The 26,764-nt window shown below is 73.4% G+C and carries 30 protein-coding genes; 5 read left to right on the top strand and 25 right to left on the bottom strand.

All coding sequences use genetic code 11. The annotated features are described in order from the left end of the window. Positions 1–15: 15 nt before the first annotated feature. The 4 genes from ACN26Y_RS20865 to ACN26Y_RS20850 form a co-directional block, all read right to left on the bottom strand. Entirely contained in the window at positions 16–993 is a 978-nt protein-coding gene (locus ACN26Y_RS20865) for a hypothetical protein (RefSeq protein WP_422733327.1), read from the bottom strand. Beyond that, positions 978–1,943, bottom strand: a complete 966-nt coding sequence (locus ACN26Y_RS20860) for a hypothetical protein (protein WP_422733326.1) — start codon at positions 1,941–1,943, stop codon at positions 978–980. The genes ACN26Y_RS20865 and ACN26Y_RS20860 overlap by 16 nt, the downstream gene beginning before the upstream one ends. 345 nt (positions 1,944–2,288) lie before the next feature. Further along, complete coding sequence (gene infA / locus ACN26Y_RS20855; RefSeq protein ID WP_155331914.1) at positions 2,289–2,513, bottom strand: translation initiation factor IF-1; 225 nt, start codon at positions 2,511–2,513, stop codon at positions 2,289–2,291. Positions 2,514–2,559: 46 nt separating this feature from the next. Further along, positions 2,560–3,357 (bottom strand): GNAT family N-acetyltransferase, encoded by a 798-nt coding sequence (locus ACN26Y_RS20850; RefSeq protein ID WP_155331913.1) that lies wholly within the window; start codon positions 3,355–3,357, stop codon positions 2,560–2,562. Positions 3,358–3,695: 338 nt separating this feature from the next. On the opposite strand from ACN26Y_RS20850, the gene ACN26Y_RS20845 reads away from it, so the two are divergent. Further along, positions 3,696–4,064 (top strand): VOC family protein, encoded by a 369-nt coding sequence (locus ACN26Y_RS20845; RefSeq protein WP_230689085.1) that lies wholly within the window; start codon positions 3,696–3,698, stop codon positions 4,062–4,064. Positions 4,065–4,228: 164 nt separating this feature from the next. Here the strand turns inward: ACN26Y_RS20845 and ACN26Y_RS20840 are convergent, their stop codons facing one another. Continuing rightward, positions 4,229–5,182, bottom strand: a complete 954-nt coding sequence (locus ACN26Y_RS20840; RefSeq protein ID WP_155331911.1) for an alpha/beta hydrolase family esterase — start codon at positions 5,180–5,182, stop codon at positions 4,229–4,231. 112 nt (positions 5,183–5,294) lie between these two features. Between ACN26Y_RS20840 and ACN26Y_RS20835 the strand changes: the two genes are divergently transcribed. Together ACN26Y_RS20835 and ACN26Y_RS20830 are read left to right on the top strand one after the other, a co-directional pair. Then, positions 5,295–5,696: an MmcQ/YjbR family DNA-binding protein gene (locus ACN26Y_RS20835; RefSeq protein ID WP_155331910.1), complete on the top strand. Its 402-nt coding sequence runs from the start codon at positions 5,295–5,297 to the stop codon at positions 5,694–5,696. Positions 5,697–5,721: 25 nt separating this feature from the next. After that, entirely contained in the window at positions 5,722–6,363 is a 642-nt protein-coding gene (locus ACN26Y_RS20830; protein ID WP_230688676.1) for an HAD family hydrolase, read from the top strand. 61 nt (positions 6,364–6,424) lie between these two features. On the opposite strand, the gene ACN26Y_RS20825 is transcribed toward ACN26Y_RS20830, so the two are convergent. Then, complete coding sequence (locus ACN26Y_RS20825) at positions 6,425–6,892, bottom strand: dethiobiotin synthetase (protein ID WP_422733325.1); 468 nt, start codon at positions 6,890–6,892, stop codon at positions 6,425–6,427. 60 nt (positions 6,893–6,952) lie between these two features. Between ACN26Y_RS20825 and ACN26Y_RS20820 the strand changes: the two genes are divergently transcribed. Continuing rightward, positions 6,953–7,672: an SGNH/GDSL hydrolase family protein gene (locus ACN26Y_RS20820; protein WP_422733324.1), complete on the top strand. Its 720-nt coding sequence runs from the start codon at positions 6,953–6,955 to the stop codon at positions 7,670–7,672. Positions 7,673–7,743: 71 nt separating this feature from the next. Here the strand turns inward: ACN26Y_RS20820 and ACN26Y_RS20815 are convergent, their stop codons facing one another. The 12 genes from ACN26Y_RS20815 to ACN26Y_RS20760 form a co-directional block, all read right to left on the bottom strand. Next, positions 7,744–9,102, bottom strand: a complete 1,359-nt coding sequence (locus ACN26Y_RS20815; protein WP_422733323.1) for a hypothetical protein — start codon at positions 9,100–9,102, stop codon at positions 7,744–7,746. Between the two features lie 3 nt (positions 9,103–9,105). After that, positions 9,106–10,077: an alpha-ketoacid dehydrogenase subunit beta gene (locus ACN26Y_RS20810; protein ID WP_422733322.1), complete on the bottom strand. Its 972-nt coding sequence runs from the start codon at positions 10,075–10,077 to the stop codon at positions 9,106–9,108. Further along, the gene (locus tag ACN26Y_RS20805; RefSeq protein ID WP_422733321.1) at positions 10,078–11,043 is read right to left on the bottom strand and encodes a thiamine pyrophosphate-dependent dehydrogenase E1 component subunit alpha; all 966 of its coding nucleotides are present in this window, start codon (positions 11,041–11,043) and stop codon (positions 10,078–10,080) included. Further along, positions 11,040–11,831: a DUF3050 domain-containing protein gene (locus ACN26Y_RS20800; protein WP_155331906.1), complete on the bottom strand. Its 792-nt coding sequence runs from the start codon at positions 11,829–11,831 to the stop codon at positions 11,040–11,042. The genes ACN26Y_RS20805 and ACN26Y_RS20800 overlap by 4 nt, the downstream gene beginning before the upstream one ends. A gap of 3 nt (positions 11,832–11,834) precedes the next feature. Then, positions 11,835–12,764, bottom strand: coding sequence for a phytanoyl-CoA dioxygenase family protein (locus tag ACN26Y_RS20795; RefSeq protein WP_155331905.1), 930 nt, complete (start codon positions 12,762–12,764; stop codon positions 11,835–11,837). Continuing rightward, positions 12,761–13,873: a 4-hydroxyphenylpyruvate dioxygenase gene (hppD, locus tag ACN26Y_RS20790; protein ID WP_155331904.1), complete on the bottom strand. Its 1,113-nt coding sequence runs from the start codon at positions 13,871–13,873 to the stop codon at positions 12,761–12,763. The genes ACN26Y_RS20795 and hppD overlap by 4 nt, the downstream gene beginning before the upstream one ends. A gap of 70 nt (positions 13,874–13,943) precedes the next feature. Beyond that, entirely contained in the window at positions 13,944–15,182 is a 1,239-nt protein-coding gene (locus ACN26Y_RS20785; protein ID WP_155331903.1) for a beta-ketoacyl-[acyl-carrier-protein] synthase family protein, read from the bottom strand. 55 nt (positions 15,183–15,237) lie between these two features. After that, on the bottom strand, positions 15,238–16,854 hold the full coding sequence (locus ACN26Y_RS20780; RefSeq protein ID WP_422733320.1) for a class I adenylate-forming enzyme family protein: 1,617 nt from the start codon (positions 16,852–16,854) through the stop codon (positions 15,238–15,240). Further along, entirely contained in the window at positions 16,851–17,411 is a 561-nt protein-coding gene (locus tag ACN26Y_RS20775; RefSeq protein ID WP_422733319.1) for a beta-ketoacyl synthase chain length factor, read from the bottom strand. The genes ACN26Y_RS20780 and ACN26Y_RS20775 overlap by 4 nt, the downstream gene beginning before the upstream one ends. 17 nt (positions 17,412–17,428) lie before the next feature. After that, a complete protein-coding gene (locus ACN26Y_RS20770) occupies positions 17,429–18,508 on the bottom strand; it encodes a beta-ketoacyl-[acyl-carrier-protein] synthase family protein (RefSeq protein WP_155331901.1) in 1,080 nt (359 codons plus the stop codon). Beyond that, positions 18,501–18,746: an acyl carrier protein gene (locus ACN26Y_RS20765; protein WP_155331900.1), complete on the bottom strand. Its 246-nt coding sequence runs from the start codon at positions 18,744–18,746 to the stop codon at positions 18,501–18,503. Before ACN26Y_RS20765 ends, ACN26Y_RS20770 begins: the two co-directional genes overlap by 8 nt. Further along, positions 18,746–19,012 (bottom strand): acyl carrier protein, encoded by a 267-nt coding sequence (locus tag ACN26Y_RS20760; RefSeq protein ID WP_155331899.1) that lies wholly within the window; start codon positions 19,010–19,012, stop codon positions 18,746–18,748. The genes ACN26Y_RS20765 and ACN26Y_RS20760 overlap by 1 nt, the downstream gene beginning before the upstream one ends. Positions 19,013–19,027: 15 nt before the next feature. Between ACN26Y_RS20760 and ACN26Y_RS20755 the strand changes: the two genes are divergently transcribed. Next, positions 19,028–19,777 carry a 4'-phosphopantetheinyl transferase family protein gene (locus ACN26Y_RS20755; RefSeq protein WP_422733318.1) on the top strand — a complete coding sequence of 250 codons (750 nt, stop codon included), beginning with the start codon at positions 19,028–19,030 and terminating at the stop codon, positions 19,775–19,777. Here ACN26Y_RS20755 and ACN26Y_RS20750 read toward each other — a convergent pair. The 7 genes from ACN26Y_RS20750 to ACN26Y_RS20720 form a co-directional block, all read right to left on the bottom strand. Further along, positions 19,705–21,105 carry a class I adenylate-forming enzyme family protein gene (locus tag ACN26Y_RS20750; protein ID WP_155331897.1) on the bottom strand — a complete coding sequence of 467 codons (1,401 nt, stop codon included), beginning with the start codon at positions 21,103–21,105 and terminating at the stop codon, positions 19,705–19,707. The genes ACN26Y_RS20755 and ACN26Y_RS20750 overlap by 73 nt on opposite strands. 306 nt (positions 21,106–21,411) lie before the next feature. Then, positions 21,412–21,744 carry an antibiotic biosynthesis monooxygenase family protein gene (locus tag ACN26Y_RS20745; protein WP_155331896.1) on the bottom strand — a complete coding sequence of 111 codons (333 nt, stop codon included), beginning with the start codon at positions 21,742–21,744 and terminating at the stop codon, positions 21,412–21,414. Then, the gene (locus ACN26Y_RS20740) at positions 21,741–23,024 is read right to left on the bottom strand and encodes a beta-ketoacyl synthase N-terminal-like domain-containing protein (RefSeq protein ID WP_155331895.1); all 1,284 of its coding nucleotides are present in this window, start codon (positions 23,022–23,024) and stop codon (positions 21,741–21,743) included. Before ACN26Y_RS20740 ends, ACN26Y_RS20745 begins: the two co-directional genes overlap by 4 nt. After that, positions 23,021–24,283 (bottom strand): beta-ketoacyl-[acyl-carrier-protein] synthase family protein, encoded by a 1,263-nt coding sequence (locus tag ACN26Y_RS20735; protein ID WP_155331894.1) that lies wholly within the window; start codon positions 24,281–24,283, stop codon positions 23,021–23,023. The genes ACN26Y_RS20740 and ACN26Y_RS20735 overlap by 4 nt, the downstream gene beginning before the upstream one ends. Continuing rightward, positions 24,280–24,684 (bottom strand): cupin domain-containing protein, encoded by a 405-nt coding sequence (locus tag ACN26Y_RS20730; RefSeq protein WP_155331893.1) that lies wholly within the window; start codon positions 24,682–24,684, stop codon positions 24,280–24,282. The genes ACN26Y_RS20735 and ACN26Y_RS20730 overlap by 4 nt, the downstream gene beginning before the upstream one ends. Next, on the bottom strand, positions 24,677–25,384 hold the full coding sequence (locus ACN26Y_RS20725) for an SRPBCC family protein (protein WP_422733317.1): 708 nt from the start codon (positions 25,382–25,384) through the stop codon (positions 24,677–24,679). Before ACN26Y_RS20725 ends, ACN26Y_RS20730 begins: the two co-directional genes overlap by 8 nt. Then, positions 25,381–26,757: an acetyl-CoA carboxylase biotin carboxylase subunit gene (locus ACN26Y_RS20720; protein ID WP_155331891.1), complete on the bottom strand. Its 1,377-nt coding sequence runs from the start codon at positions 26,755–26,757 to the stop codon at positions 25,381–25,383. The genes ACN26Y_RS20725 and ACN26Y_RS20720 overlap by 4 nt, the downstream gene beginning before the upstream one ends. Positions 26,758–26,764: the final 7 nt, after the last annotated feature.

Here is a 26,764-nt window from a genome sequence, read left to right as displayed (position 1 = left end):
TAGAGCGAAAAATGATCACGGCTCTGTGCCATACGCCGCGCCTGAATGATTCTGTGCAGCGATCCGAGCACGCCAGAAGCTTGCGGCATCCTGGCCATCCTGCATTGCGACGAACTCGTCCGTCCTGATCGCCAGAGCTGTGGCGGGTAGTGTGCCTTCGACGAAAGACTCGAGACCACGGTTGAGGGCGCTGCCGGCGAGGAAGTCAGCATACTCACGGACGGACTGCACCACCGCGAAGCTCGCGGGGTTTCCGTGGACCAACGCGTTGCGAACGCGGCGGCGGCGCGCTTCGAGCACTTCGCCCTCGGCAGTGTACTCCTGGATGAGGGTGCTGTAGGTGGCGTGATCGCCGACGCTCGTGAACATTCGCGCGATCCAGGCGCGCTCATGCTCAAGGCGGCACAGCGACAGGAAGTCATCGGCTCGATCGGCAAGAAGCAGGATCCACGGCTGCTTCGGTCGGCTGGAAAACCATTCACGCGTGAGCTCGGTGAGCAGCTCGTCGCGCCGACCACCGCCGAACAGGCACATCCCCGCTGCGCGCCGAAGATCCGTGAGCCATCGGGTATGCGGCCAGCGCTCTCCGAGCAGTGCGAAGAGATCGTTTGGGTCCATGGCCGCATGTGCAGCGATGTGCTGCACCACTCGGTCCGAGAGCGGGATTACGCTGCTGATGTCGGCTTCCGACGGCTTCCGCAGCGCCATATCGCGGCTGAAAGGGTGATCGGCTGTCGTCTGCACTTCGATAGCCGCAGCCAGGAACCTGGGGAGTTCTGATCGGGCAAGTGCCTCGGCGATGCGCGGTCCATGTTGTTCGATCGCCTCAGCGGTAATCCCAGCTCCGTAGTAGTCGTCGGGAAAACCGGTCTCACCCCAGACGGCCAAGAAGCCGGCGGAGCCGGGTTTCCCCGACCGAATGACGGCGTGCTGAGCTAGCCGCGGACGGATCCCGCCAGCGCTGTGGATCGACACATTCAGGATGGTGTCCACGATGTCGACGGCGCGCGAGACTGCACCGCAGCTGTCGTGTTGCCGAGGTCGACGCGCACAAGGATGTCGACGTCGGACTCCTCGTCAACCAACTTCGCAACCTGGAATATGAGGCCGTCCCGGACCAGTTCCGAGAGCTCTGCCTTGTGGGCGAAGTCCTGCCCGTCAGGCTCAGCGTTCGGAACGGCCCAGTGCGCGTCGAGGAAGGACACACGCCCGGCAGAAAGATGAAGATGAATAGGTCCGCGGTAGCCCAACCAGACGGCGATCGGTTCGACCTGGGCGGGTGTGCCGACGAAGGCGCGCGCGTTCGTCAGCCGCTGATCGAGGGGCACATCCTTCTCGCCGATGGGGATATCGTTAGGGTCGCGGCCGAAGGCCACGATCGACACCAGATCGCGGAAGGCCGCCTCGGCGCTGAGACCCCGCCGCTGCAGCTGCTCGAACAGAAGCTCAGCGATAGGGCGATACTCTCGCCGCGCCAGGGTCCGATCCTGCGCGGTCACGACCAGGTCGTCCCAGCTGGCGCGTACCGCATCGTCCGAGTCGAGCTTTGCGAGGAGCTCGCGTGCGGTGGAGAGCAGGTTTGTCCAGGCCGTGTCAGTACGAGTGCCGGGCGGCTGGGCGAGCACCGCCGGGGGGCTCGTGGAGAGCTGCAATAGGACTGCTCGAAATGCGGCGAGCTTCCCTGCGATGTGATTGCTGAGGGTTGCGCCAACCGCGCCTACCGACTCGTCGAGGTCTAACAGGAGAGAGCGGCGGTTGGCGGGCTTTTTCCACGCGTCGGTGCCGCTAGCAAGCTCGACCCACTCGGCGATCTCCTCGACGATGACCGTGAGCGGCAGAACGCTGCTGAGGCCATGATGGCGGTCGAGCGAGGAGACCAAGGACTTCAGCCAATCCGGATCGTCATCGGACCAGTGGTCGCTGACGTTGTAGTCGATCATCATGGGCGCTCCGATCACAGGAGTGTTGCCACGACGATGACACGGCTGTCGTAGCTGTAGTCACCACGGTAGCCACCACCGCACGTCAAGATCGAGTTTGGCGCGCACTGATCTGCCGCCGATCGTGCGCAAAGGGCCGTCGGTGAGTCGTCATGCTCGGTGAGAGCCCGCCTGACCCGCCGGCATCCTGACTGCCGATGAGCGTGCGTGTCGGATCCGGCCAAGGCGAGAGACGACGGCGGCATCCGTGACGAAGCTCGGTGCCGAGCACAGATGCCACCGTCGTGCTGCTCAGCGAGGTGCCTGTCCTACCTGCCGAGAACGTTCCGGTCCGATAGATGCCGATAGTCAGTTGCGGTAGCGGTAAAGGATCCGGCCGCGGTCGAGGTCGTACGGGCTGATTTCCACGAGCACGCGGTCAAACGGCAGGATCTTGATGTAGTTCTTCCGGATCTTCCCGCTGATGTGCGCCAGCACCTTGTGCCCGTTCTGGAGTTCCACTCTGAAGGTGGCGTCGCGAAGACACTCGAGAACGGTGCCCTCAAGTTGGATGCCGCCGTTAGCTTTGACCATGTTTCCTAGTACTCCGTTCGAGGATGGTCGGGTCGAGGAGAGGACATCAACGGAGCACCAACTCCAGATTGCTGCCCGCACGCCGGGCGCCGACGCCTTCGAACAGCGCGATCGCTGCGCCGTTGGACTGGTTGACATCCGCCGACGCCGTCGCGATCCCGCGCCGGTGGGCCGAACCCAGCACCTCGGCCAGTAACGCCCGAGCGATACCTCGGCGGCGCTGATCGGACCGGACCGCGATCAGACCGATCCGTGGTTGCCGCGGAAGCGGCGCTACGCGTACCAATCCCACATATTGATCCGACCATGCCGCCACGGCATACGTCGCCGGGTCCGGTCGGGGAGGGCCGTCCGGACCGGACAACACCTCCGCCGGCATCTCCTGCCATCCGACAGTGGCTTCGATCTCGTCGCGGATGACGCGGTCCAATGCGCGGAGCGGAGCCTCCTCGGCCTCGCCAACGGCCAACGTTGTCACGCCCCGTGGCGGTGGCGCCGAGGCGAGTCCCGTGATCCGCGGGTCGGTGGGCACGACGTACTCCCACTCGCGGCGGCGGGGCGCGAAGCCCGCTCGCTCCCACTGGAGCACCAGGTCGAGGTCGGCCTCGTCAACGACGGTGTACAGCGGCCTCGGCAGGTCCGCCAGCATGGCGTCGGCAAGCCGGTCGAACACCACATCGTGCCACGCGTCGATGCTGAGGAAGAGCCGCCCGTCGGGACGGTGGGATACCTCGCCGCGGCCGACCACCTGGTCGTCCTCCAGAGCGTGCCATTGCCGCTCCGCGATCCGCGTGATGGCAACGGCATGCTCGCCCGTGCCGTTAAACAGGTGCGCAGAATCCATAGGGTGTCGCCTCTCGGGAGTGCCTTGTCCAGACGCTCCCGGGCGACACCTGCATCAATCGCCCGACCGTGACGACGAGGGGAGCACCCACATCGATACAACGTTCACGGTGCTCACCTCCTCGCGCAATGCCACGGCCGGACGCCAGGCTATCGGCGCGCACGGTGTCCCGTCTACTGCTTAACCGCTGACCAACCGACCTCGCCAGTGCACTCTTCTGCCGCGAAGCGCTCGTCACCCAAGTGCCGTCGGCGCCGGTCGCTGGCATCCGAATGTGCCGATGATCGGGCGTCCAGAGAGAATCGGGCATGCCCCACGCCACGATCGCAACGGTGACGATGAAGACGCACATGCCCTCCGAGGTCGCCCGATTCTGGCGAGACCTCCTCGGCTATCGGCTCGCACCGAACCACAGCAACTCAGTACTGCTGGTCAGCGATGACGCGCCGGCCCTGCTGATCCAGCCTTCTGTCGAGCAGGTCGAGCCCGGCGCGATCCACCTGGATCTTCGCCCGGAGAATCAAGCGGCCTGTGTGGCGCGTGCGGTCCAATTGGGCGCCGCGCACGTCGGCATCGGGCAGACCGGTGATGAAGGCTGGGTGGTCATGGTGGACCCCGGCGGCAACTTGTTCTGCGTCCTCCAGTCGCGAGCGGACTACCTCCGCTCACTCGCGGAGGACCCCGGGACCCCCACCCGGGTCGGGTGACCAAGCGCTCGCTCATGCCGCTGACCGCGTGCATGAGGGCATCTCAGTGGCCCAGCGCCCCGGGCTGAGTAGTCACTCGGCCCAACAGCGGCGGTCACCTGGTCAGCGGGGCGTTCGCACCCTGGAGGCCGGCAGCCCCTTCCGCTGGGCTGACCGTTCCGAGGTCAGCCAGGCGGTCGCGGGTGGGCGCGGAGGAAGTCCACCACCTGCCGCGCGAACCCGGCGCTGAGGACCGGCAGGTGGCTGCCGCCCGCGACGGTCCAGAGTTCGACGTGCCCACCCGGCCGGCAACCCGCCGCGTAGGCCAGGGTCCGGGTCTCCGTCGCGTCGGGACGCCGGGGTGTCGACTCATCCGTGACGACCAGGTCACGGGCCGGGCCCCGCTGTCCGGGCACGGCGCACCCGTTACGGCGGGCCCAGTCCTCCACCGTTCGCACCGCCCCCGGGTATCCGCCGCCCATCTCGCCACCCTCGTACCGCACGGACGTGTCGGCGTCGCCGTGAATCTGCAGCACCCCCACCGGCCGGGCCGGGCGGCAGTCCGCCGCCGTCAACGGCCCGGCGCCGGCGATGCTGACCACGGCCGCCACCAGGTCGGCGTGGTCGCACGCCATCCGGTGGGCCATGAAGCCCCCGTTGGAGAAGCCGACCACGAAGATCCGCCCGGGATCGACGGTGTAGTGCCGGCGGATCTCCTCGACGATCCCGCGCAGGTACGCGGAGTCGTCCACACCGGTGCCGTCCTGGTCGCAACAGGCGGCGAAGGCGTTCCAGAAGTGCCGGCCTCGGCGGTCGCGCAGCCCCTCGGGCCGCGCGTACAGCATTCCCTCGGCCTCCGCGACCGGCCCGAGCGCGAGGTAGTTCTCGTCCTGGTCCGGGCTACCGCCGAACCCGTGCAGCATGATCAGCAGCGGTGCCGGCCGGCCCGGCCGGTACCCCGGTGGTACGGCCATCCGCACCGGCCGGTCGCCGCCGATCGCGGGTCCGGTCGGCGTGGCGACGCTCGCGGGAGCGGCCGGCGGCGTCGCGGTCCCGGCCGGCGCCGCCGGTGGGCCGGAGCAGGCGGCCAGCACGGTGGCGCTGACCAACAGCGGCAACAGCCGCGTCGAACCCCGCATCGGCGCATGTTAGCCGCGCGAGACCCGGGCGGCCCATCCTCCGAGCAGGTGCCCCCGCTCGACGGCTGGCGAGGGGCCCGCGCGGCTGGTTCGGGCGCGTATGGTCAGGCGCATGGCCACCTGGGACGACGTGCGCCGGATCGCGCTAGCCCTGCCGGAGACGACCGAGGCGCCCTCGTACGACGGGCTGCCCGCCTGGAAGGTGCGGGGCAAGGGCTTCGTGTGGGAACGGCCGCTGCGCCGGGCGGACCTCGACGCGCTCGGCGACGACGCGCCGGACGGGCCGATCCTCGGTGCGCAGGTCCCGGACGTGGGCGCCAAGGAGGCCCTGCTCGCCGACGACCCGACCGTCTACTTCACCACCCCGCACTTCGACGGGTACCCGGCCGTCCTGGTCCGGCTGGACCGCATCGGTGTCGCCGAGCTGACCGAGCTGATCGTGGAGGCCTGGTACGCCCGCGCCCCGAAACGCCTGGCCGCCGCCCACCGTGCCGCCGGTCCCGCACCGTCCTGACGTGCCCCTCCGCTAACCTCGACCCGTGGCACTCGCGGGGGTCCCGGTGGCGGGGCTGGTCTTCGACATGGACGGGACGCTGATCGAGTCGCACGCCGCCGTCCCCGCCGCGTACCGGGCGGCGGTCGTCGCCGGTGGCGGCCGCGAGCACACCGACGAGGAGATCATCGGCGGGTACTCGATCGGTTCTCCGGCTGACCTGCTCACCGCACTGCTCGGCCGGCCCGCGACCGCCGCCGACCTCGCCCGGTACCACGACGAACTCGCCTCGGTCGCCGACCGGGTGACCGTCTACGACGGGGTGGCGGCCCTGCTGGCGGAGGCCGCCCGGCGGGTGCCGGTGGGCCTGTTCACCGGCGCGAGCCACGCCGCCGCGGAGATCCTGCTCGACCGCACCGGCCTGGCGGGGCACTTCACGGTCGTCCTCGGCGGTGACGAGGTCGACCGGCCCAAGCCGGACCCGGCGGGCGTGCTGCTCGCCTGCCGGCGGCTCGGCGTCGAACCGGGGCGGAGCGCGTACGTCGGTGACTCGCCGCTGGACCTGCGGGCCGCCCGGTCCGCGGGTGCCCGGTCCGTCGCGGCGGGCTGGGGCCACCAGTACGACCCGTCGGTCCCCACCGACCTGACCGCCGACCATCCCCGCAACCTGCTGGCCCTGCTGCCCTGACACCCCCGTCAGCCGAAGACCTGGATCGAAGATGGCCATTCTCGATCCAGATCTCGCGAACCTAGACCCCGATCGCGCCGATCGCCTCTTCCGGTGTCGTCACGTGACGTACGCCGGGCACGGGGGTGCCGGTGGCGTCGACGATCCGCCAGCCGCCGAGCGCCACCACGGGAATGCCGCCACGGCGCATCGCCAGCGCCACCTCGCTCACCGTCCCCCAGGAGCCGCCGACGGCGATCACCGCGTCCGCGCTCCACACCAGGATCGCGTTGCGGGCCTGCCCCATGTTGGTGACGACCGTGGCGCTGACGTCGGCGGCCGGCCCGGGGGCGGTGCCGTCGTCGGGGCGTACGCCGATCACCAGGCCGCCCCGGGAGCGCGCGCCGGCGGCGACCGCGGCCATCACCCCGCCACCGCCTCCGCAGAGGACGGTCACGCCGCGCTCGGCGAGCAGCTCCCCCACCCGGCGGGCGTGCGTCAGCTCGACGTCGGTCGCCGCCGCCGGCCCGCACACCGCCACCTGAACCACGGACCCATCATGCCGCCACGGCTGTTATCGAGGGGCCCTTCCGTGCGCTAGCGTCCCGGCATGACATCGACGTTGACCGAGGCGACGGATCCGTACTGTCTGCGGGAGGGCGAGAGCGCGGCGCTGCTGCGCGGGCACCCGTGGCGGCGCTTCGCGGTGCTCGGCGACAGCGTGGCCGAGGGGCTGTGCGAGCCGGTCGACGGCTATCCGGACGTGCAGTGGGCCGACCGGATCGCCGCCGAGCTGCGTGCCGCCGCGCCTCAGCTCGCGTACCTCAACCTCGGCCTGCGCGGGTTGCGGGCGCACGAGGTCCGGGCCACCCAGCTCGGCCCCGCGCTGGACTTCCGGCCCGATCTCGCGCTGGTCGTGTGCGGCGGCAACGACGCGTTCCGGCCCGGGTACGACGCCGACGCGGTGGACGGCGAGTTGGCCGCGATGGTCGAGGCGTTGCGGGCGGCCGGGGCGGACGTCATCACGGTGGGCATGTTCGACGTGTCGTACAGCCCCGCCGTGCCGGAGCAGCACCGCGCCGGCCTCGGCCAACGGATGCGCCGCCTGGCCGCGCACACCCGCGCCCTGGCGGGCCGCCTGGGCACGATCCACGTGCACCTGACCGACCACCCGCTGACCGCCGACCCGTCGATCTACAGCGGCGACGGCCGCCACGGCAGCGCCCGCAGCGACGCGATAGCCGCGGCGGAGACGATCCGCCGCCTGTCGCACCACCTCCGCCCCCGAACCTCCCCCGGCTCCCCGGCCTTCCCCGCCCAGCAGGGTTGACCATGAGGTTGGCGGGGCGACACGCCGTACCGGAGCCCGCTAACCTCATGATCAACGCGGGCGGAGGGGCGTCAGTCCACCACCAGGAGGCCGGAGAGGAGGACGCCGCGGGCCAGGTTGAGCACCCCGTCGCAGCCGGGGAAGCCGGTGCGGATGCAGGCGCCGGCCGGCCGGCGACCGAACAGGTACGGCGCGACGCTGTACGGCACGTCCGCGGAGACCGTCTCCCCGGTCTCGATGTGCACGAAGTCGAGCGGCACGTCGTCGGCCCTGACGTAGTGCTGGAGGACGAACCCGCCCCGCGCGGCGAACCGGCCCACCCCGTCGCGCCAGGTGTCGGCGTCGGTTTCGCGGCCGATCAGCACGTCCACCCCGGCGGAGCCGTCGGCGGGCTTGGCCACCAGGTCGTGCCGGTCGGCCACCGCCCGGTCCACCAGGTCCGGCGTGAGGATCCAGGTGCGCGGCACGTAGCGGTGGACCAGGTCCCGGTCCGCCGCCGGCAGGTCGTCGGCGTCGTCCCAGAGCCACGCGAACACCTGCTTGTTCGCGATAAGCCAGGCCGCGGCTGACACCCACATCGGTACGCTGCCCGCCCGCACCGCCGCCTCCAGGGCGTCCACGCCGGCGCTCGGGGTCACCCGGTTGGGCACGAAGAGCCGGAACACCCCGTCGACCGGGGCGCCCCGCGCGACCAGCCGGCCCGAGGAGTCCCGCGTCACCTGCGACACCGGTGTGATGACCAGGTCCAGCCCGTGCACGGCGGCCCGCTCCACCACCGGCGACAGGAGCCGGAAGAACCGCTCCGGGTCGTCCAGCCCCGGGTACTCGGCGTCGAAGTCGATGAGCATCGCCACCCGGGCGCCGTCGGGCAGGGCCAGGCCGGAGCGGATGGCGGCGAACCGCAGGTCGACGGCCGAGGGGGCCGGTTCCAGCCGGGCGCGGTCGGTGAGCCCACGCCGCCGGTAGACGTCGACGAACCGCCGGACGGTCGTGTCGGCGTCGAACGCGCCGCCGAGGCTGCTGTCGATGTTGTACTCGACCACCCGCGGCACCCCGTCGCTGAGCAGCACGTCGGGCCGGAACGCGGCCAGCAGCCGGTCGCTCAGCGGCTCGGCGTCGTCGAGGAGCCGGGTCTCGCCGTCGGGGACGCCGAGCAGCCGGCGCAGTTCCCCCGCCGTGCCGGCCCGCCGCCGGCCGGCCTCGAACAGGAGCTGGGCCAGCCGGTCGCAGATCGCGTTGAGCACGCCGAGGGTGGTCTCGTCCATCACCGGCGGGCGGGCCAACCGCCACTGCTTGTTGTACGTGGCCCGGCCGTCGAAGATCTCCCGCCAGGATCCGGCCCCGGCGGCCACCAGGTCGGCCCGCAGGTCGGCGGGCAGGTCCAGCCACGCCTGCGCGGCGGACGGCCAGCGGTAGTCGACGTCGGTCATGTGTCATCCGTCCTTCATGACGTGTTGGATGGCGGATCGCAGGTGCTCGCGGCCCGGCTGCACGGCCCGGTCCAGCGCCGGGGCGAAGGGCAGCACCGCCCCGTCGGGGCGGGTGACCCGCCGTGGGGGCGCGTCCAACCGGACCCGCTCGACCACCGTGGCGATGACCTCCCCGGCGATGCCGCAGGACCGGTTGGAGTCGTCGACGACCACCAGCCGCCCGGTGCGGGACACCGACGCGAGCAGGCCGTCCCAGTCGAACGGGTACAGCGTGCGCGGGTCGAACACCTCCACCGACACCTGGTCGGCCAGGTCGTCGGCGACCGCCAGGGCGTCGTGCACCAGGTGCCCGACGGCGACCACCGTGACGTCGTCGCCGGGCCGGCGTACGACGCCCCGACCGAGGGGCACCGGCTGCAACGAAGCGACGTCCACGTCCACCCGGACCTCCATCGCCCCGGCCGGGGCGAACACCACCACCGGGTCGTCGCAGCGGATCGCCGACACCAGCAGCCCGTACGCGTCCGCCGGGGTGGCCGGCACCACGGTGGTCACCCCGACGTGGGCGAACAGGCTGTACGGGTGGTCGGAGTGCTGCCCCGCCCACCCGGTACGCGACCCCGAGCCGGGCACCAGGTAGGTGACCGGCACCGCGCACTGCCCGCCGGTCATCAGCGGGAACTTGTGCGCGTGGTTGACGATCTGCTCGAAGACCAGGAACAGCAGCGACGGGATCTGGAACTCCACCACCGGTCGCGCCCCGGCGAGGGCCGCGCCGGTCGCGAAGCTGGTGAACGCCTGCTCCGACAGCGGGGTGTCGCGGACCCGCTCGGGACCGAAGCGCTTCAGCAGCCCGGCGGTGACGTTCGACGCGGCGACCCGGATGTCCTCCCCGAGCAGGAAGACCTCCTCGTCGCGGGCCAACTCGTCGGCCAGCGCCCGGTTGAGCGCCTTGCGGTACGACAGCCTCGGCATCTACCCACCTCCGGCGCGGGCGGTGAGCCCGCTGGCGTACAGGTGCTCCAACGCGCCGGCCGGGTCGGGCTCGGGGCCGGCCAGGGCGAACGCCACCGCGGCGTCCAGCTCCGCCTCCACCGACGCGTCCACCTCGGCGCGCCGGTCGGGGGGCAGCCGGGAGCCGGCGATGTCCACCGGGTCCCGGGACCGGCCCCGGGCCACCTCCTCCGGCGGTCGGTAGTCGAGGCGTACCGCGTGCTCGAAGGTGTGGTGGGCGTCGAAGCGGTAGGTACGGGCCTCGAGGAACTCGGGGCCGCCCCCGGCGCGCATGCGGGCGACGGCGGCCGCGGTGGCGGCCCGGACCGCCTCCGGGTCCTGACCGTCCACCACCGACGCCGGGATCCCGAACGCCTCGGCCCGGCCGGTGATGCTGCCGGCCACCGCGCCGGCCACCGGCATCGTGGTGGCGTAGCCGTTGTTCTCGCAGACGAACAGCACCGGCACCTGCCACAACGCGGCCAGGTTGAACGCCTCCAGCAGCATGCCCTCGTTGACCGCACCGTCGCCGAGGAAGCTGACCCCGACCAGGTCCTCGCCGCGGCGGCGACGCGCCCAGACGGCGCCGGTGACGATCGCGCCGCCGGCGCCGACGATGGCGTTCGCGCCGAGCACGCCGACGGCGAAGTCGGCGGCGTGCATGGACCCGCCCCGGCCCCGGTTGAGGCCGGTGGCGCGGCCGCACAGCTCCGCCATCATCCGGGCCGGGTCGGCACCCTTGGCGAGCACGTGCCCGTGCCCGCGGTGGGTGCCGGCCACCACGTCGCCGGGGCGCAGCGCCGCGCACACCCCGGCGGCGACGCCCTCCTGACCCAAACACGGGTGGATGCCCCCGACGACGTGGCCGGAGCGGACGAGCTCGATCGCCCGCTCCTCGAACCGGCGGATCAGCCGCACGGTCCGGTAGAGCCGGACCGGGTCGGTCACGCGGACCCCTTGATCACCGTCAGGATGTCGTCCCAGAGGCGAGCCCGGGCGGCCAGGGCGGTGTTGACGGTGTCGGCGCACTCCTGCCACTTCGCGTCGTCGTCGCCGCACAGGTCGGCGAGCATCTGCATCGCCATCGGGGTGTGCTGCTCGCCGTCGACCTCGATGTGCCGCTCCAGGTAGTCGACGAACCTGTGCAGCCGGTGCGTCCGCTCGTTGACGGCGACGACCTGGGTGAACATCTCGGGGATCAGGTCCTCCCGCCCGAACGCGAACGCGGCGGCCTGGCAGTGCACCGGGGTCGTCTCGATGATCCGCCAGGTGGTGGCGGCGAACGCCGCCGACGGGCCGGGCACCCCGGCCTCCACCAGCGACTCGGTGACGGGGCGGCCGGCGCGCAGCAGGTCGACCAGCCGCTCCACCGGCCCGGTGTCGGCGCCGGCCTCCCGCATGCCCTGCACGTACAGCTCGAAGTGGCTGATGTAGCCGTCGCCCAGCTCGTCGCTCTCCTCCACCATGACGATGTCGTTGATGAGGCGGCGGCTGCCGGTGGGGCCGGTCGGGATCCACGGCACCGTCACGCAGGTGAGCTGCCGCTGCAGGGACTTCAGCAGGGACATGAAGTCCCACACCGCGAAGACGTGGTGCTCCATGAAGGTGACGAGGGCCTCGTGGGTGTCCAGGTTGGCGTAGAGCGGGTGCCGCACCACCACGTCCCGGCTGGCGGTCACCGCCTTCTCCAGCCGCTCGATGCCCGGGTGCGTCTTCCCCCAGTCGTAGCGTGACATGACTCAGCCTCCCTGCTGGGCGCGGTGGCGCCAGATGACCGGGCAGTATTCGGGGTCCGCGTAGTCCGGCCGCCCGTCGTGGGTGCGGCGGACCAGCACGTCGTGGTTGTACGCGGCGAGGGTGCCGTCGGAGAGCGGGTACGCCCGCCACGCGTTGTCGCCGTCCTGCAGGTGCAGCGAGACGGCCTGCCGGGGCCGGTCGCTGACGTTCGCACCGCTGCCGTGGTAGGTGCGGCAGTGGTGGAAGCTCATGTGTCCCTTGGGGATCACCATGGGGATCTTGCGGATCTCGGCGCCGTTGTAGGCGGCGTTCTCCGCGAGCATCTCCTCCAGCTGGTCGCGGTCGCGCTCGGCGAAGTGCCGCACCACCGTGTCGTCGGCGCCGATCTCCCGCCAGCGGTGCGAGCCGTCGACCATCGTGATCGTGCCCATCTCCTCCCCGCAGTCGTGGAAGGGGATGAACGCGGTGAGCATCCGCTCCGACGACGAGGACGCCCAGTAGTGCTTGTCGAAGTGCCAGGGCACGATGTTGGACGGCTCACCGTCGATGGGTGGCTTGTAGATCAGCGTGGACTGGAACACCCGGATCTCGTCGGCCTGCGCCAGCCGGGCGGCGACCGCCCCGATCAGCGGCTTGCGCAGGATCGCCCCGAGGCCGTCGTGTTCGTGGTGGACGTAGTCGTTGTGCCGCTGCACCGGCCCCTTCGACGGGTCCCAGTAGGCGAGCTTCGGCGGGCGGACCGGCAGGCGGCGGTCCCGCTCCCCGCCGTAGTACCGGTCGGCGGCCGCGGCGAGGGCGTCCACCTCGTCGTCGGTGAGCAGCTTCTTCGACAGGTACCAGCCGTGCTCGGCGTAGAACGCCACGTCCTCGTCGGACGGGAGCAGCGCCTCCTCCTCGGCGGTCAGCGTCGGGTCGAACTCGGTCGTGGTCATGCCGTCACCCCCTGGGCTGTGGCGGCCGCGACGGCGGGGGTCGCCCCCGCCGCGGCCAGCTCCCGTTCCTTGGCCTCGTAGAGCGCCTTGATGTTGCCGCTGCCGAACGTCCGCGCCCCGCGCCGCTCGATCAGTTCGAGGAAGAGCGTGCGGCGCACGTGCATGGATTCGGTGAAGATCTGCAGCAGTTGGCCGCCGTGGTCGCGGTCGACCAGCACGCCCAGTTCGCGCAGCCGCTCCAGCGGCGCGTCGACCCGGCCCACCCGGGCCTCCAGGGCGTCGTAGTAGCTGCCCGGGGTGCCGGCGAAGCGCACCCCGCGCCGGCGCAGCGTCTCCACCGCGCCGACGATGTCGTCGGTGCGCAGCCCGAGGTGCTGCACCCCGGCGCCGGTGTGCTGGTCGAGGAACGCGTCGATCTGCCCGGCCCGCCGGGCGGTGTCCGGTTCCAGCAGCACCAGCGTCACCCGCTCCGACGGGCTCTGCACCACCGTCGAGTTCATCGCCTGGCCGGCGACCTCGATGTACTCGTGGAAGATCTCGGCGAAGCCGAACACCTCCCGGTACCGCCGGGCCGTCCCGGCGAGCTGCCCCGCCGGCACGCACACCGCCAGGTGGTCGATCTCGGCGAGCAGTTCCTCGCCGGCGTCGTCCTCCGGCGGCAGCATCTCGACCAGGCCCGGCAGGAACTCCCGCCGGTCCCCGCGCCGCTCGACCAGCCGGTGCACCACGTCGCCGAAGCCGTCCACCTCGGCGACGACGACCTCGGCGTCCGCGCCGGTGACGGTGGTCGGCGGCAGCACGCCGGTCGCGCCCCGGGCCAGCAGCTCGGCGTACGCCCCGACGGCGTCGTCGACCTCCAGCGCCACCACGGCGATGCCGTCGCCGTGCCGCTGCACGTACCGCGACGCCGGGTGCTCGGCGGTCAGCCCGGAGGTGAGCACCATCCGGATGTCGGCGTGCCGCAGCAGCAGCGACCGCTGCCCGGCCAGCCCGGTCTCCGGGCCGCCCTGGCCGCAGAGGTGGAGCCCCACCGCCCGGCCGAAGTAGAAGGCGGCCTGCCGGGCGTCCCCCACGTAGAGTTCGATGTGGTCTATCCCACGGATGTCCATGTCCCAGCCCTTCGCACAGTTCCCCCCGTGACTGCCGTGCGGGCGTTCGCGCCCGCTGATTCGTGTGCCGTCACCGCCGCGGCCGGGCGGCCCGCGCGAGCAGGAGGCTCACGTTCTGGCCGCCGAAGCCGAAGGAGTTGGTGAGCGCGTACCCGCTCTCGGTCGCCCGGGGCTCCTTGCGGATGTGGTCGGCCGGGCAGGCCGGATCCGGGTCGTCGAGGTTCCAGGTGGGCGGCAGCAGGCCCCGCCCGAGCGCCAGCGCCGTGGCCGCCGCCTCCAGCGCGCCGGAGGCGCCGAGCAGATGGCCGGTGAGCGCCTTGGTGGAGCTGACCGGCACGCCGTGCTCACCGAAGACCTCGGCCAGTGCCGTGGTCTCGGCGACGTCGCCCAGCTTGGTGCCGGTGCCGTGCGCGTTGACGTAGCCGACCTGCGCCGCCGGCACCCCGCCGCCGGCCAGCGCCCGCCGCATGCACTCCGCCGCGCCGGCGCCGTCCGGCCGCGGCGCGGTCGGGTGGTACGCGTCGGTCGTCACGCCGTAACCGGCGACCTCGGCGTACCCGCTCGCGCCGCGCGCCGCGGCGTGCTCGGCGCTCTCCAGCACCAGCAGCGCCGCCCCCTCGGCGAGCACGAACCCGTTGCGGCGGGTGTCGAACGGGCGGCTCGCGGCCGCCGGGTCGTCCCAGCCCCGGGCGAGCGCCCGGGCGTTGCCGAAGGTGTCGGCGAACGTCGGGAACAGCGGCGCCTCGCTGGCCCCGCAGAGCACCACGTCGGCCTCGCCGGCCCGGATCAGCCGCACCCCGTCGGCGACGGCCTGCGCGCCGGAGGCGCAGGCGGTGCCGACCGACGAGCTGTACCCGCGGATGCCGTACCGGATGGCGATCCGCGCCGACGGCATGTTCGGCAGGATCCCGGTCAGCAGGTACGGGTTGACGGCGGCCCGGCCCCGGGCGGCCCGGGCGAGCACCTGGGCCTCCAGGGTGGCCATCCCGCCGACCCCGCCGACGATCACCGCCGTCCGCTCCGGGGCGACGTCCCGGCCCACCTCGATGCCGGCGTCGGCGAGCGCGTCGGCGGCGGTGAGCAGGGCCAGCACCACGATCCGGTCGAGCACCTTCGTGTCCGGCCCGGACGACACCGTCCTCGGGTCGATGTCGGGCAGCACCCCGGCGACCTCCAGCGAACCCTCCGCCGGGTGCCCCTCGGGCGGCCGGACCAGGCCGGAGCGGCCGGTGCACAGGGCGTCGAAGGTGGCCTCCACGCCGCGTCCCACCGGTGTGAACAGGCCCATCCCGGTGATGACCGCGGTCACGGCAGCTCCTCGGTTCGCGACTGCGGGGCTCGCAACCCCGGCTCACTCCTCGCGCTCACGAGGCCGCCTCGCTGAGGTAGCGCTCCCGCAGGGCGACCTTGCGGACCTTGCCGGTGACGGTGACCGGGATGTCGTCGGAGCGGACCGGCACCACCCGGCGCAGGGTCGCGCCGACGTCGGCGCCGAGCGCGACCCGAACCCGCTCGGTGCGGTCCTCGGCCCCGTCCGCGCCGGCCGCCAGTTCCAGCAGCACGTCGGTGACGACCCGCCCGTCCTCGGCGACGATGACCACCGTGCAGTCGGTGACGTCGGGGCAGGCGGCGAGGATCCGCTCCTCCGACAGCGCGGTGTAGAAGCGCTTCCCGTCGCCGGCGTCGACCGAGTCCACCGCGCGGTCCAGGTGGTAGTAGCGGCCGTCGGCGTCGGCGTACACCAGGTCGCCGGTCAGGTACCAGCCGCGCTGCCGGAACCGGTACGTGGTCGCCGAGTCGTTCCAGTAGCCGCGGAACAGCGACGGCGAGTCGATGCCCAGCCAGCCCACCTCGCCGGTGGGCACCGGGTCGCCGTTCGCGTCCAGCACCGCGACCTTCGTGAAGTGGTACGGGCGGCCGATGCACCGGCCGTACCGGTCGGTGTCGCGGGTGTGGGTGACGTGGAACATCGAGTGCCCCATCTCGGACGAGCCGAGGCCGTCGATGAACACCGACCCCGGCACCCGGGTGACGCCCGCGCGGGTCATCACGTCCCGGGAGCCGACCGCCACCAGGCGGCGGATGTGCGGCTCGTGCGACGAGTCGCCGGTGTTGAACCACAGCCGCACCGACTCCAGGTCGTACCCGGACAGGTCGAACCGGGCCAGCTCCGCCCATGTGACGGAGAAGCCGAACACTCCGTCCGGGCGCCAGCGCTGGATCGCGTCGAGCACCCGCTCACCGCCCTGGTCGGACAGGAGGAACATCTCCGCCCGGTTGCCGAGGGCCTGGTTGACCATGAGCACGGTGGCGGTGTGCGGGGCGGGCAGCGCGTTGAGGATCCGGCTGGTGCCCTGCGCCTGTGGCATGGAGAGCAGGTGCCGCGTCGCGGCGAACAGGCTGGCGTGCGAGTGCAGCACCGCCTTCGGCACTCCGGTGGTGCCGGAGGTGTGGGTGACGACGACCGGGTCGTCGGCATGGTGCCGGTAGTGGGCGGGCGCCGCCGCCGGGTCGCCGGTGCCGGCGTCGGCGGGCGTACCGAGCACCGGCACGCCGAGGTCGTGCCCGGCGAGCAGCGCGGTGTGCGCGTCGTCGGCGAGCACCGCGACGCCGCGCAGCCGGCGGATGTACTCGGCGGCGATCTCCGGCCGCAGCCGGCCGTTCATCAGCGCCGGGATGGCGCCGAGCCGGGTCAGCGCGAGGTAGCTCAGCACCATGTCGGCGGCGGCGGTGGCCCACACGGCCACCGGATCCCGCGGGCCGATCCCGCGCTCGTGCAGCCACGCGGCGCGGGCCGCGACCCGCTCGTCGAGCCGTCCCAGAGTCAGTGGCGTCTCGGCGGGGTGCCCGTCCACCGCGGTGTCGAACGTCAGGCCCGGCCCGTCCGGGTCGGCGCCGTGCGCCAGCACCCGGGCCAGGACGTTGCCCGCGCCGATCAGCTCGTCGGCGGCGAGCACGCCGCGTAGTCCTCTGGTCCTCATGATTCTCCTCCCCCCAGCAACATCGCGACGGCTGAGTCCGCACCGCCGTCCGATGCCGTCTCGATCAGGACCAGCAACGCCGCGTCGGCGTCGCCGTCGTGCAGCAGCAGGTCGGCCTCGGCGAGCCCGGCGGCACGCGGGTCGCCGGCCGGCGCGAGGCAGACCACCGGCCCGCCCAGCCCCCAGCGGGCGGCCACGTGCCCGGCCACGCTGTTCGGCACCGACTGGAAGAAGAACAACGGTCCGGGCCGCCCACCGCCGGCCACGGTGGCGCGCACGTGACCGGCGCTGGCCTCGTCGCCGGTCGCGCTGACCAGCACCACCGCGGTCCGCTCGCCGTCCGGCGCCGGTGCCCGCCCGTACGCCCGGGTCAGGCACCGGTCCGCGACGGCCGCGACCAGCGGGTTGAACGCCGAGTGGACGAACCCCGGCAGCGGCGGCGGCGCGCCGTCCCCGGGCTCGGGCCAGGCCGCCTCGGCGCGCACGGCCGGCGCGGGACGTGCCGTCCCGCCGGGCACCGGCGCCGCACCGGCCCCGCGGCCGGTCGCTCCGGTCATGCGGCCGGTCGCTCCCGTCATGCGGCACCCACCAGCAGGGCGGTGTTGGCGCCGCCGAAGGCGGCGTTGAGGGTGAGCGCGTACCGGGTGGCGGCCGGGCGTGGCGCGTCCCGGATGACGTCCAGCGGGCAGTCCGGGTCGGGACCGAGCCAGCCGGCGTTGACCGGTAGCTTGCCGTGCCGCACCGCCAGCACGGTCACCACCAGTTCCAGCAGCCCGGAGGCCTCCAGGGCGTGCCCGTGCAGGGCTTTGGTGGAGCTGACCGGTGTCCGTTCCGCCGCCGGCCCCAGCGCGGCCCGCAGCGCCGCCGCCTCCGCGGCGTCGCTGTACCCGGTGCCGGTGGCGTTGGCGTTGACGTATCCGATGTCGTCCGCCGACAGCCCCGCCCGGTTCAGCGCGGCGGTGACCGCGCGGGCCAGGCCGCGCCCGGTCGGCTCCGGCTGGCACGGGTGGAAGGCGTCACCGGCGCGGCCCCAGCCGAGCAGGTCCGCCACCGGTCGCCGGGCCACGTCGGCGCGTTCCAGGACGACCGCCGCGACGCCGTCGCCGAGCAGGAGCCCGGTGCGTCCGGCACTGAACGGGCGGACCGCCGTGTCGGTGGCGAGGGCCCGGCCGGCGTCGAAGAGCGCGTACTGGTCGGGCTCGACCAGGTAGCCCGCGGCGACCACGGCCCGGTCGACGTCGCCGCGCCGGATCAGCGCCGCCGCGTCGGCCACCGCGCTGGTCGCCGACACGCAGGCCGTGGTGTACGTCCGCACGTCCGGGAACCCGGTGGCGGTGGCGAGGTCGGCCGCCAGCGCCGGCACGTCCGCCCCGCCGTGCACCGCGAGCAGCAGGGCCGCCCCGGCACGCCGGCCGGTGTCGAGCCCGGCGGACCGGCACGCCGTCTCCACCGCCTCGGCCAGTTCGTCGGCGAGGTCGCCGGCGTCGGGCAGCGTGGCGGCGGCGTCGACCCGGCGCGGCCCGGTGTCGAACCGGCGTACCGGGCGGAACGCGGGGACGCCCGCGAGCACGCCGGCCAACTGCGCTTCGGCGCCCCTGCCGAGGGCGCTGGTGGCGTGCACGGCGGTGATCCGGACGTGGGCCGGCTCAGCCATCGGCGGCGACGGTCAGGGAGGTCCGGAAGACCGCCAGGGCGTCGTCGACGGTGCGGATCCCGGCGAGCTGGTCGTCGGTGAGGTCGAGCCGCCGGTCGTAGCGCTGCTCGACCAGGTGCACGAGCCAGGCCAGCTCCATCGAGCCGATGCGCTCGGGCACGTCGGTGGCCGGTCGGCCGGTGAGTTCGGCGAGCATGGTCACCAGGTCAGCTCGCCCCAGGTCGGGCTGACCGGCCATCAGGACTGGTCGCTCGTCGCCCCGGCGACCCGGTCGGCGACCATCGTGGTGAACTCGCCGACCGTCATCAGGGCCAGCTTCTCCGACTCGTCGTCGGCGAACTTCAGCCCGTACCGGTCCTCGACCCGGACGGCCAGGTCGGCGAGGGCGAGGGACTCCAGGTCCACCCCGGACGGGCCGAGGGTGGTGTCGTCGTCGATGTCCTCCACGTCGTAGTTCATGTCGGCGAGCTGCTCGATGACGAAGGCGCGGACCTCGGTCCTCATGGTTAACCTCTCTCCGTGAGCCAGTTACCGGTGCCCGGTCGGGACACCGTGTACGTGTGGGTCGGCGGGGACGCCGGCGGTCGGCCGGCCCCCGCCGGGCGGCTGCTGCGCCGGGCCGCCGCCGCGCTGCTCGGCCGCCCCGAGGCGGAGTTCGTGGTGGGTCGCCGGCCGGACGGAGGGCCGTCGGTCCGCTCGTCGACCGCCGGGGACGGCGGTTCCGGGCCGGTCGAGGTGCCGGCCAGCGTGAGCCGCACCGACGGGGTCGTGGTGGTCGCCGTGCGGGCGGGCGGGCCGGTCGGCGTGGACGCCGAGTGGTGCCGGCCGCTGCCCGCGCTGGGCCTCGCCGGCCGCTGGTACGACCCCACCGAGGCGGCCTGGCTCGCCGGCCGGCTCCCGTGCGGACGGGAGCGGGACTTCCTGAGGTTGTGGACCGCGAAGGAGGCCGTCGGGAAGGCGCTCGGCATCGGGCTGCGCGACGGTGGCCTGCGCCGGCGCATGCCCGCCCCCGACGGTGCCGGGCCGCTGCTGCGGCCGGTGCCGGGAAACCCCACCGTCCGGGTCGGTCATCCGTGCGCCGCCACCGGCCTGGTGCTGGCGGTCGCGGTCGCCGGCGTGCGGGGTCCGGTGGAGGTCGTCGTCGAGGAGACGGTCGGGCGGGACGGGCAGGCCGTCGGGGCGGTGCAGCGGGCCGGTCACGGCGTCGCCGCCGTCCGCAGCGCGTCCGTCGACCGGACCAGCTTGCCGGTGGTGGTGCGCGGCAGCTGATCGAGCAGGCGCAGGGTACGCGGGCGCTTGTAGCCGGCCAGCCGCTCGGCGAGCAGCTTGTCCAGCACCTCCTCCGACAGCGGCCCGTCCGGTTGCACGTACGCGGTGATGCCGTCGTCCCAGACCACCACGGCGGCGGCGACACCGGGCAGGTCGGCGACGGCTGCCTCCACCTCGGTCAGGTCGACCTTCATGCCGCCGACGGAGACCTGCGAGTCGAGCCGGCCCCGCACGGTGACCAGGCCGGTGTCGGCGTCGACGGTGCCGGCGTCCCGGGTGTGCAGCCACCCGTCGGACCAGCGGCTGTGGTCGGTGAGCCCGACGTACGGGGACGCGGGGCAGCTCACCCACAGCTCGCCGGCCACCTCGCGCACCTCGATGCCGGGGGCCGGCGCGATCGACGGCCGGTGCCGCCCGTACAGGTCGGTGCCGATGACGCCGACCTCGGTCATCCCGTACATGTTGCCCAGCGGCACGCCGAACCGGTCGGTGAAGGCGCGGGCGACGGCCGCCGGCACCAGTTCCCCGCCGGTGGTCATCCGCTTGAACTGCGGCAGTGGGCGGTCCGGCCGGGTGGAGGCGACCAGTCCGATGTGGAACGGCACGCCGAGCACGGTGGCCGGGGTGTCGTCGGCGGCGATCGCGGCGAGCACGGCGTCGCCGCTGAGCCGCTCCGGCGGGACCAGTTCGACGCCCGCGTGCAGCCCGTAGAGCAGGCCGCCGACGAGTCCGAGCACGTGGACCATCGACGGGAGCAGGATGATCCGCTCGCCGGGCAGCGCCACCCCGTCGATGCGGGTGTACCGGTGCACCTCGGCGACCAGGTCGGCGGCGGTGCGGCCGATCACCTTGGACGGGCCGGTGGAGCCGGAGCTGAGCTGGATCACCGCGTGGCCGCTGACCGCCGGGCGGTCGGCGTACGGGGTGACGCCCTCGGTGACGTCGACGAAGACCCGCAGCGCGCCCCCGCCGGTGCGGACCGGCGCCACGACCACCTGCGGGGTGAGCCGCTCCAGCGCGCGGCCCACTTCGTGGTCGGTGAGCCGGTGGTCGAGCAGGATCGCCTGGGCCCCGCTGCGCCACGCGGCGAGCAGGTTCACCACGTACGCCAGCGACGGCGGCATCCGCAGCGCGGCGGCGCCACCGGGACGCAGCCCGGCAGCGGCGAGGCGGCCCTGCGCCTCGGTGACGAGCCGACGCAGCGCGCCCCGGTCGACGGGGTCGGGCAGACGTAGACAAACGTCGGTCGGCCGACCGGTGAACAGAATGTCATCGACCCATCCAGGGTCTGTCGCCTTAGGATCGTCGGTCGAGGGGTCCACGCTCACTGCCGTTCACCGCCCAGCACAAAATTGGGCATCTCTGCCCAAAGGAAGCGATCGTCGGGGTGCTGCGGCAGACCCTACGGCAGGCCTCAGATCCATTGCTAGATGCAAATGGCTAGATCAGAAAGGGCGGCCGGCCGGATTGCCGACAGCCACTTCGCGGGGCAGGATCGGGCGCGTACGCCCGCACAGCGTAACCAACGGATGACACCTCGTGCGTACGGCGTGCCCGGCCAACCGGATGGCCGATGGCGCCGGGCGGATGCCGAGCAGCCGGCCGGCGCCGCGGGACGGGACGTGGTCGCAGGGTCAGGCGGAGGCCAGGGTGGGAGTCTGGGCGTGGATGTGGAAGCGCAGCGAACGGGCGTCGGTGAAGCACTCCCGCATCGGGCGCACCAGGTCCCGGTGCTCGGGGCTGCGTTCCCACGCCTCGAAGTCCGCGAGGCTCACCCACTCGCTGGTGATCAGCCACTGCTCCGGGTCGGTCGCCGACCGGCAGACCTGGTCGACCAGGTGCCCCGGCACCCCGCCGGCGACCAGGTGCCGCACCGCCTCGTACGCGGCCAGGAACGCCGCCGTCCGCTCCTGCGGCACCCGCACCAGGAAGACCACCCGCGCCCGACGCTCGCCGTGCTCGCTCATGCGTCCCCCTCCGTCGGCGCGCCCAGCACAGGGCCAGCGCCGTTCCCCTCCGTCGGCGCGGCCCCGCGCAGGACCAGCGCGCTGTTGAATCCGTCGAAGCCGCGCGCGCAGACCAGCGCGACCCGGCTGCGGGGCCGCCGGCGCGCCCGCAGGAAGTCCAGCTCGCAGCCCGGCGCCACGTCGTCCGGCCCGGCGGACGCCGGCAGCGTGTCGTGGGCGAAGGCGAGCAGCGCGGTCGCCACGTCCAGCGCCGCCCCACCCTGGTGGGCCCGCCCGGTCAGCGGCTTGGCCGTCGTGACCGGGGGCGGCCGGTCGGCGAAGACCGCGCGCAGGGCGGCCGCCTCGCTGCGGTCGTACCGGGCGACGCCGAGCGCGTCGGGCAGCACCACGTCCACCGCGTCGGCGCCGACACCCGCCCGGTCCAGGGCCAGTCGCATCGCCCGGGCGTACTGCGCCGGGTCACCGGCGCTGTCCGGTCCGGTGTGGACGGCGTCGTGGGTGGCGCCCCACCCGGTCACCTCGCCGTAGACCCGGGCGCCGCGCGCCAGCGCGTGCCCCAGCTCCTCCACCACGAAGACCGCGCCGCCCTCGGCCGGCAGGTAGCCGCTCGCCGCGGCGTCGAACGGCCGGTAGGCCCGCTCCGGGTCCGCGACGTCGCTCAGCATCCCGGACGCCAGCTGGCAGGCGAGGGCGTACGGGCTCAGCGGACACTCGGTCGCGCCGGCGATCACCACCGGGGTGCCCCGGCGGACCGCCCGGGCGGCGTGCGCCAGGCTGTCCAGCCCGCCCGCGGTCTCGGCGACCAGCACCCCGCACGGTCCCTTGAACTGGTGGTGGATGGAGAGCTGGCCGACGCTCGCCGCGTAGAACCAGGCGATCGACTGGTACGCCCCGACCGTGCGGGTGGGCCCGCCCCACAGCCGTTGCAGCTCCCGCTGCCCGAACAGGTTCCCGCCCGACGAGCTGGCCAGGGTGACCGCGTAGCCGTACGGGTCGGGGGCCCGGTCGGGCAGCCCGGCGTCGGCCAGGGCGAGCCGGGTCGCCGCGAAACCCAGGTGGGTCCACCGGTCGGTCTGGACGAGCCGGCGGTTGTCGGCGTACGCGGCGGCGTCGAACCCGGGCACCTCCCCGCCGCACCGGGTCGGGTAGCCGGTCGGGTCGAACAGCGTGATCGGGCCGGTGCGGCGGGTGCCGGCGAGCACCGTTCGCCAGTGCGCGTCGGCGCCGATCCCGCTGGGCGCGACCACGCCGATCCCGGTCACCACCGCCCGCGCGGTCACCGTGGCACCCGGCGGAACACCATGGCCGACTGGAAGCCGCCGAACCCGCTGCCCACCGACAGCGCCACGTCGACCGGCAGCTCGCGGGCCTCGTTGGGGACGTAGTCCAGGTCGCACTCGGGGTCGCGGGTGGCCCAGTTCGCCGTCGGCGGCACCACGCCGAACTCGATCGCGAGGGCGCACGCGGCCATCTCGATCGAGCCGATCGCCCCGAGCGAGTGCCCGACCATCGACTTGATCGAGCTGACCGGCACCCGGTACGCGTCCTCACCGAGCGCCCGCTTGAACGCGGCGGTCTCGTGCCGGTCGTTCTGCCGGGTGCCGGAGCCGTGCGCGCTGATGTAGGACACCTGGTCGGGGCGGACGCGGCCCTGCTTGAGGGCGGCGGTGATGGCCAGCCCCATCTCCAGCCCGTCGGGGCGCAGGCCGGTCATGTGGTAGCCGTTGCTGCGGCTGGCGTACCCGGCCACCTCGCAGTAGACGTGCGCACCGCGCCGCCGGGCGTGCTCCGCCTCCTCGACGACCAGCACCGCGGCGCCCTCGGCGAGGACGAAGCCGTGCCGGTCGGCGTCGAACGGGCGGGAGGCGTGGGCCGGGTCGTCGTTGTCCGGGCTGGTCGCCTGGATCGCGTCGAAGGAGGCGACGGTGACCGGGGAGATCGGTGAGTCGGCGGCGCCCGCGAGCACCAGGTCGGCCTCACCGTCGGCGATGAGCTGGTGGGCGTACCCGATGGCGTCGATGCCGGACGTGCAGCCGGTGGAGACCACCTGGGCGGGGCCGTGCAGGCCGTGCCGGCACGCCACGTCGGCGGCGAGGCTGCTCGGCACCAGCGCCTGGTAGAGGTACGGGCCGCCGCGGGCCGCGTCGACCAGCCAGCGCCGTCCGCCGTCGCTGACCGTGACGTACTCCTGTTCCAGCGCCATCGTGCCGCCCACCGCCGTGCCGAGCACCACGCCGGTGCGGTCGCGCTGCGCGTCGGTCAGGTCGAGGCCCGCGTCGGCGACGGCTTCGGCGGCGCAGGCGAGCGCGAACTGCACGTACCGGTCGGCGCGGCGGCGCTCGGCCTCGGTGAGGCCGGCGGCCACCGGGTCGAAGTCGCACTCGGCGGCGATCTGGGAGCGGAACGGCGACGGGTCGAAGAACGTGATCCGCCGGGTCGCGGTACGCCCCTCGGTGATCGCCTTCCAGAACCGGTCCCGGCTGGCGCCGCCGGGGGCGACCACCCCGACACCGGTCACCACCGAGCGGCGCCCGGTCACGACCCGCCCCGCTGCGCGACCAGCTCGGTGTCGACGTGACCGAGTTCCGGGCGGGGGGCGAGGGGACCCAGGTGGAAGACGACCTCGGCGTCCTCGGTGCCGGTGTTGCGCAGCCGGTGCCGGACGTTGACCGGGACGAACAGGGCCTCGCCGGCGGCCAGCGGCACCGCCTCGTCGTCGAGGTCGACGGTGACGGCGCCGCGCGCCACGTACAGGAACTCCTCGCTGTAGGGGTGGTAGTGCTCGGCGACGCGCTCACCGGGGCGCAGCGTGACGACGCCCATGAAGCCGGAGGTGCTGCCGACGGTACGGGGGCCGAGCAGCACCCGCAGCTCCCCACCGCGGCGGGTGTCGGCGGGCACGTCGGCGGCGGCGACCAGTCCCTGGACCTGCTCACTCATCGTGGCCCCCCGCGATCCGCTCGACCTTCTCCTTGATGACCGCGAGCTGCACCGCGCTGTTGGCGTTGATCCGGTCGGTCATCTCGGCGTTGCCGACCGGCGCGGTGGGCCGCATCGCGAAATCCTGCACCCACGTCATCCGGGTGCCGCCCGGCTCCTCGGTGTAGCGCCAGTGGATCCGCATGTACTCGAACGGGCCCGGCTCGACCCGGTGCGCCCGCACCTCGCGGGTGACCGGGTCGGCGGTGCGTTCGCTGACCCAGCTCCACGCGATGCCGTTCTCGTCCGGGTGCATCGTGAGCCGGAACCGCACGGTGTCCCCGTCGCGGTGCAGGATGTCGGCCACCGCGTACTCGGTGAACAGCCGCGGCCAGCCGGCCACGTCGTTGGTGACGTCCCAGACCAGCGGCAGCGGCGCGGCGATGACGATGCTGTTCTCGGTGTGGCCGGGTGGCTCGGCGCGCCGCGCGACCAGGTCCGCCACGGCGGCGATGCTGAGCTGGCCGGTCTGCTCGGGGATCCGCACCTGCCAGCGGTCGGCCACCACGGCGGACAGTTCGAGCAGGGCGAGCGAGTCCATGCCCAGCTCCTCCAGGGAGGCGGCCGGGGCGCGGGCGGCGGCCTCGGCGTCGAGCCCGCAGTGCGTCACCAGGATGTGGGTGATGTCGTCGGTGAGCGGGCGGCCGTGGGTGACGGTCATGGGTTCCTCCTCGGTGCGACGGGCGGGACGGCGAGCAGCTGGTCGACCAGGCCGGTGCAGTAGCGCCCCTTGCGGAAGCCGGCGTGGTCGAGCACGCGGCGGACGAACGGGATGGTGGTGCGGACTCCGGGGCCGGCGACGTCGAACTCGTCGAGCGCGCGTTCCAGCCGGTTCAGCGCCAGTTCCCGGTCCGGCGCCCAGACGGCCACCTTCGCCAGCAGCGAGTCGTAGTGGGGGCCGACGAGGTAGCCGGGGCGTCCGTGGGTGTCGACCCGGGTGAACGGCCCGCCCGGTGGTACGAATCGCTCCAGCCGGCCCGGGGTCGGCGCGAAGTCCCGGTCCGGGTCCTCGACGTTGACCCGGCACTCGATCGCGACGCCGTTCGGGCGGATGTCCTCCTGCCGCCAGCGCAGCGGGACGCCGGCGGCCACGTGCAACTGCTCGTGCACCAGGTCGATGCCGGTGATCATCTCGGTGACCGGGTGCTCGACCTGGATCCGGCAGTTGATCTCCAGGAAGTGGAAGCGTTCCTCCGCGTCGACGAGGAACTCCACGGTGCCGGCGCCGGTGAAGCCGACGTCCAGCGCGCCGCGCAGGGCGCAGTCGGCGATCGCGTCCAGGGTGCCGGCCGACAGCGACGGGGCCGGCGCCTCCTCGACGAGCTTCTGGTGGCGGCGCTGCACCGAGCAGTCCCGGGTGCCCAGGTGCACCCCGTTGCCGTGGGCGTCGCAGAGCACCTGCACCTCCACGTGCCGGGCGCCGGTGAGGTAACGCTCGACGTACACCCGGTCGTCGCCGAAGGCGACCTGGGCGGCGGCGCGGGTCCGCGCGTACGCCCGGGGCAGGTCGGCGGGGGTGTGCACGACGGTCATCCCGCGCCCGCCCCCACCGGCGGCCGCCTTGACGATCACCGGGTAGCCGACCTCGGCGGCCACCCGTGCGGCGTCGGCGGCGGTCGGCGCCGGCGCCACGCTGCCCGGCGGCAGAGGCAGCCCGGCCCGCCGCATCAGCGCCCGGGCCGACGACTTGTCGGCCAGCGCGGACATCACGTGCGGGGGCGGGCCGACGAACGTCAGCCCGTTGTCGGCGCAGATCTCGGCGAAGTCGGCGTCCTCGGAGAGGAACCCGTACCCGGGGTGCACGGCCTGCGCGCCGACCAGGCGGGCGGCCTCGACGATCGCGGCGGCGTTGAGGTAGCTGCGCCGGCTCGCGGCCGGTCCGATCCGGACGGCCTCGTCGGCGAGGCGCACCGCGGCCGAGTCGGCGTCCGCCGTGGAGTAGACGACCGCGGTCCGGATGCCCAGCTCACGGCAGGCGCGCAGGACCCGCAGGGCGATCTCGCCCCGGTTGGCGATGAGCACCTTCCCGAACATCGCCACC

Source organism: Micromonospora sp. WMMD558 (assembly GCF_049315255.1).
GTDB lineage: Bacteria > Actinomycetota > Actinomycetes > Mycobacteriales > Micromonosporaceae > Micromonospora.
Note: the sequence above shows the minus strand (reverse complement) of the source record. Positions and strands in the feature narration are given on the sequence as shown.

Excerpts from the sequence above, each read along its gene's own strand:
- ACN26Y_RS20810 (WP_422733322.1), bottom strand. The coding sequence starts at position 10,077 with ATGCCGAGGCTGTCGTACCGCAAGGCGCTCAACCGGGCGCTGGCCGAC.
- ACN26Y_RS20845 (WP_230689085.1), top strand. The coding sequence starts at position 3,696 with ATGAAGACGCACATGCCCTCCGAGGTCGCCCGATTCTGGCGAGACCTC.
- ACN26Y_RS20820 (WP_422733324.1), top strand. The coding sequence starts at position 6,953 with ATGACATCGACGTTGACCGAGGCGACGGATCCGTACTGTCTGCGGGAG.
- ACN26Y_RS20795 (WP_155331905.1), bottom strand. The coding sequence starts at position 12,764 with ATGACCACGACCGAGTTCGACCCGACGCTGACCGCCGAGGAGGAGGCG.
- ACN26Y_RS20745 (WP_155331896.1), bottom strand. The coding sequence starts at position 21,744 with ATGAGCGAGCACGGCGAGCGTCGGGCGCGGGTGGTCTTCCTGGTGCGG.
- ACN26Y_RS20725 (WP_422733317.1), bottom strand. The coding sequence starts at position 25,384 with ATGACCGTCACCCACGGCCGCCCGCTCACCGACGACATCACCCACATC.
- ACN26Y_RS20835 (WP_155331910.1), top strand. The coding sequence starts at position 5,295 with ATGGCCACCTGGGACGACGTGCGCCGGATCGCGCTAGCCCTGCCGGAG.
- ACN26Y_RS20815 (WP_422733323.1), bottom strand. The coding sequence starts at position 9,102 with ATGACCGACGTCGACTACCGCTGGCCGTCCGCCGCGCAGGCGTGGCTG.
- ACN26Y_RS20770 (WP_155331901.1), bottom strand. The coding sequence starts at position 18,508 with ATGGCTGAGCCGGCCCACGTCCGGATCACCGCCGTGCACGCCACCAGC.
- ACN26Y_RS20840 (WP_155331911.1), bottom strand. The coding sequence starts at position 5,182 with ATGCGGGGTTCGACGCGGCTGTTGCCGCTGTTGGTCAGCGCCACCGTG.
- ACN26Y_RS20720 (WP_155331891.1), bottom strand. The coding sequence starts at position 26,757 with ATGTTCGGGAAGGTGCTCATCGCCAACCGGGGCGAGATCGCCCTGCGG.
- ACN26Y_RS20850 (WP_155331913.1), bottom strand. The coding sequence starts at position 3,357 with ATGGATTCTGCGCACCTGTTTAACGGCACGGGCGAGCATGCCGTTGCC.
- ACN26Y_RS20780 (WP_422733320.1), bottom strand. The coding sequence starts at position 16,854 with ATGAGGACCAGAGGACTACGCGGCGTGCTCGCCGCCGACGAGCTGATC.
- ACN26Y_RS20860 (WP_422733326.1), bottom strand. The coding sequence starts at position 1,943 with ATGATGATCGACTACAACGTCAGCGACCACTGGTCCGATGACGATCCG.
- infA (WP_155331914.1), bottom strand. The coding sequence starts at position 2,513 with ATGGTCAAAGCTAACGGCGGCATCCAACTTGAGGGCACCGTTCTCGAG.
- hppD (WP_155331904.1), bottom strand. The coding sequence starts at position 13,873 with ATGGACATCCGTGGGATAGACCACATCGAACTCTACGTGGGGGACGCC.
- ACN26Y_RS20765 (WP_155331900.1), bottom strand. The coding sequence starts at position 18,746 with ATGGCCGGTCAGCCCGACCTGGGGCGAGCTGACCTGGTGACCATGCTC.
- ACN26Y_RS20800 (WP_155331906.1), bottom strand. The coding sequence starts at position 11,831 with ATGTCACGCTACGACTGGGGGAAGACGCACCCGGGCATCGAGCGGCTG.
- ACN26Y_RS20730 (WP_155331893.1), bottom strand. The coding sequence starts at position 24,684 with ATGAGTGAGCAGGTCCAGGGACTGGTCGCCGCCGCCGACGTGCCCGCC.
- ACN26Y_RS20775 (WP_422733319.1), bottom strand. The coding sequence starts at position 17,411 with ATGACCGGAGCGACCGGCCGCGGGGCCGGTGCGGCGCCGGTGCCCGGC.
- ACN26Y_RS20760 (WP_155331899.1), bottom strand. The coding sequence starts at position 19,012 with ATGAGGACCGAGGTCCGCGCCTTCGTCATCGAGCAGCTCGCCGACATG.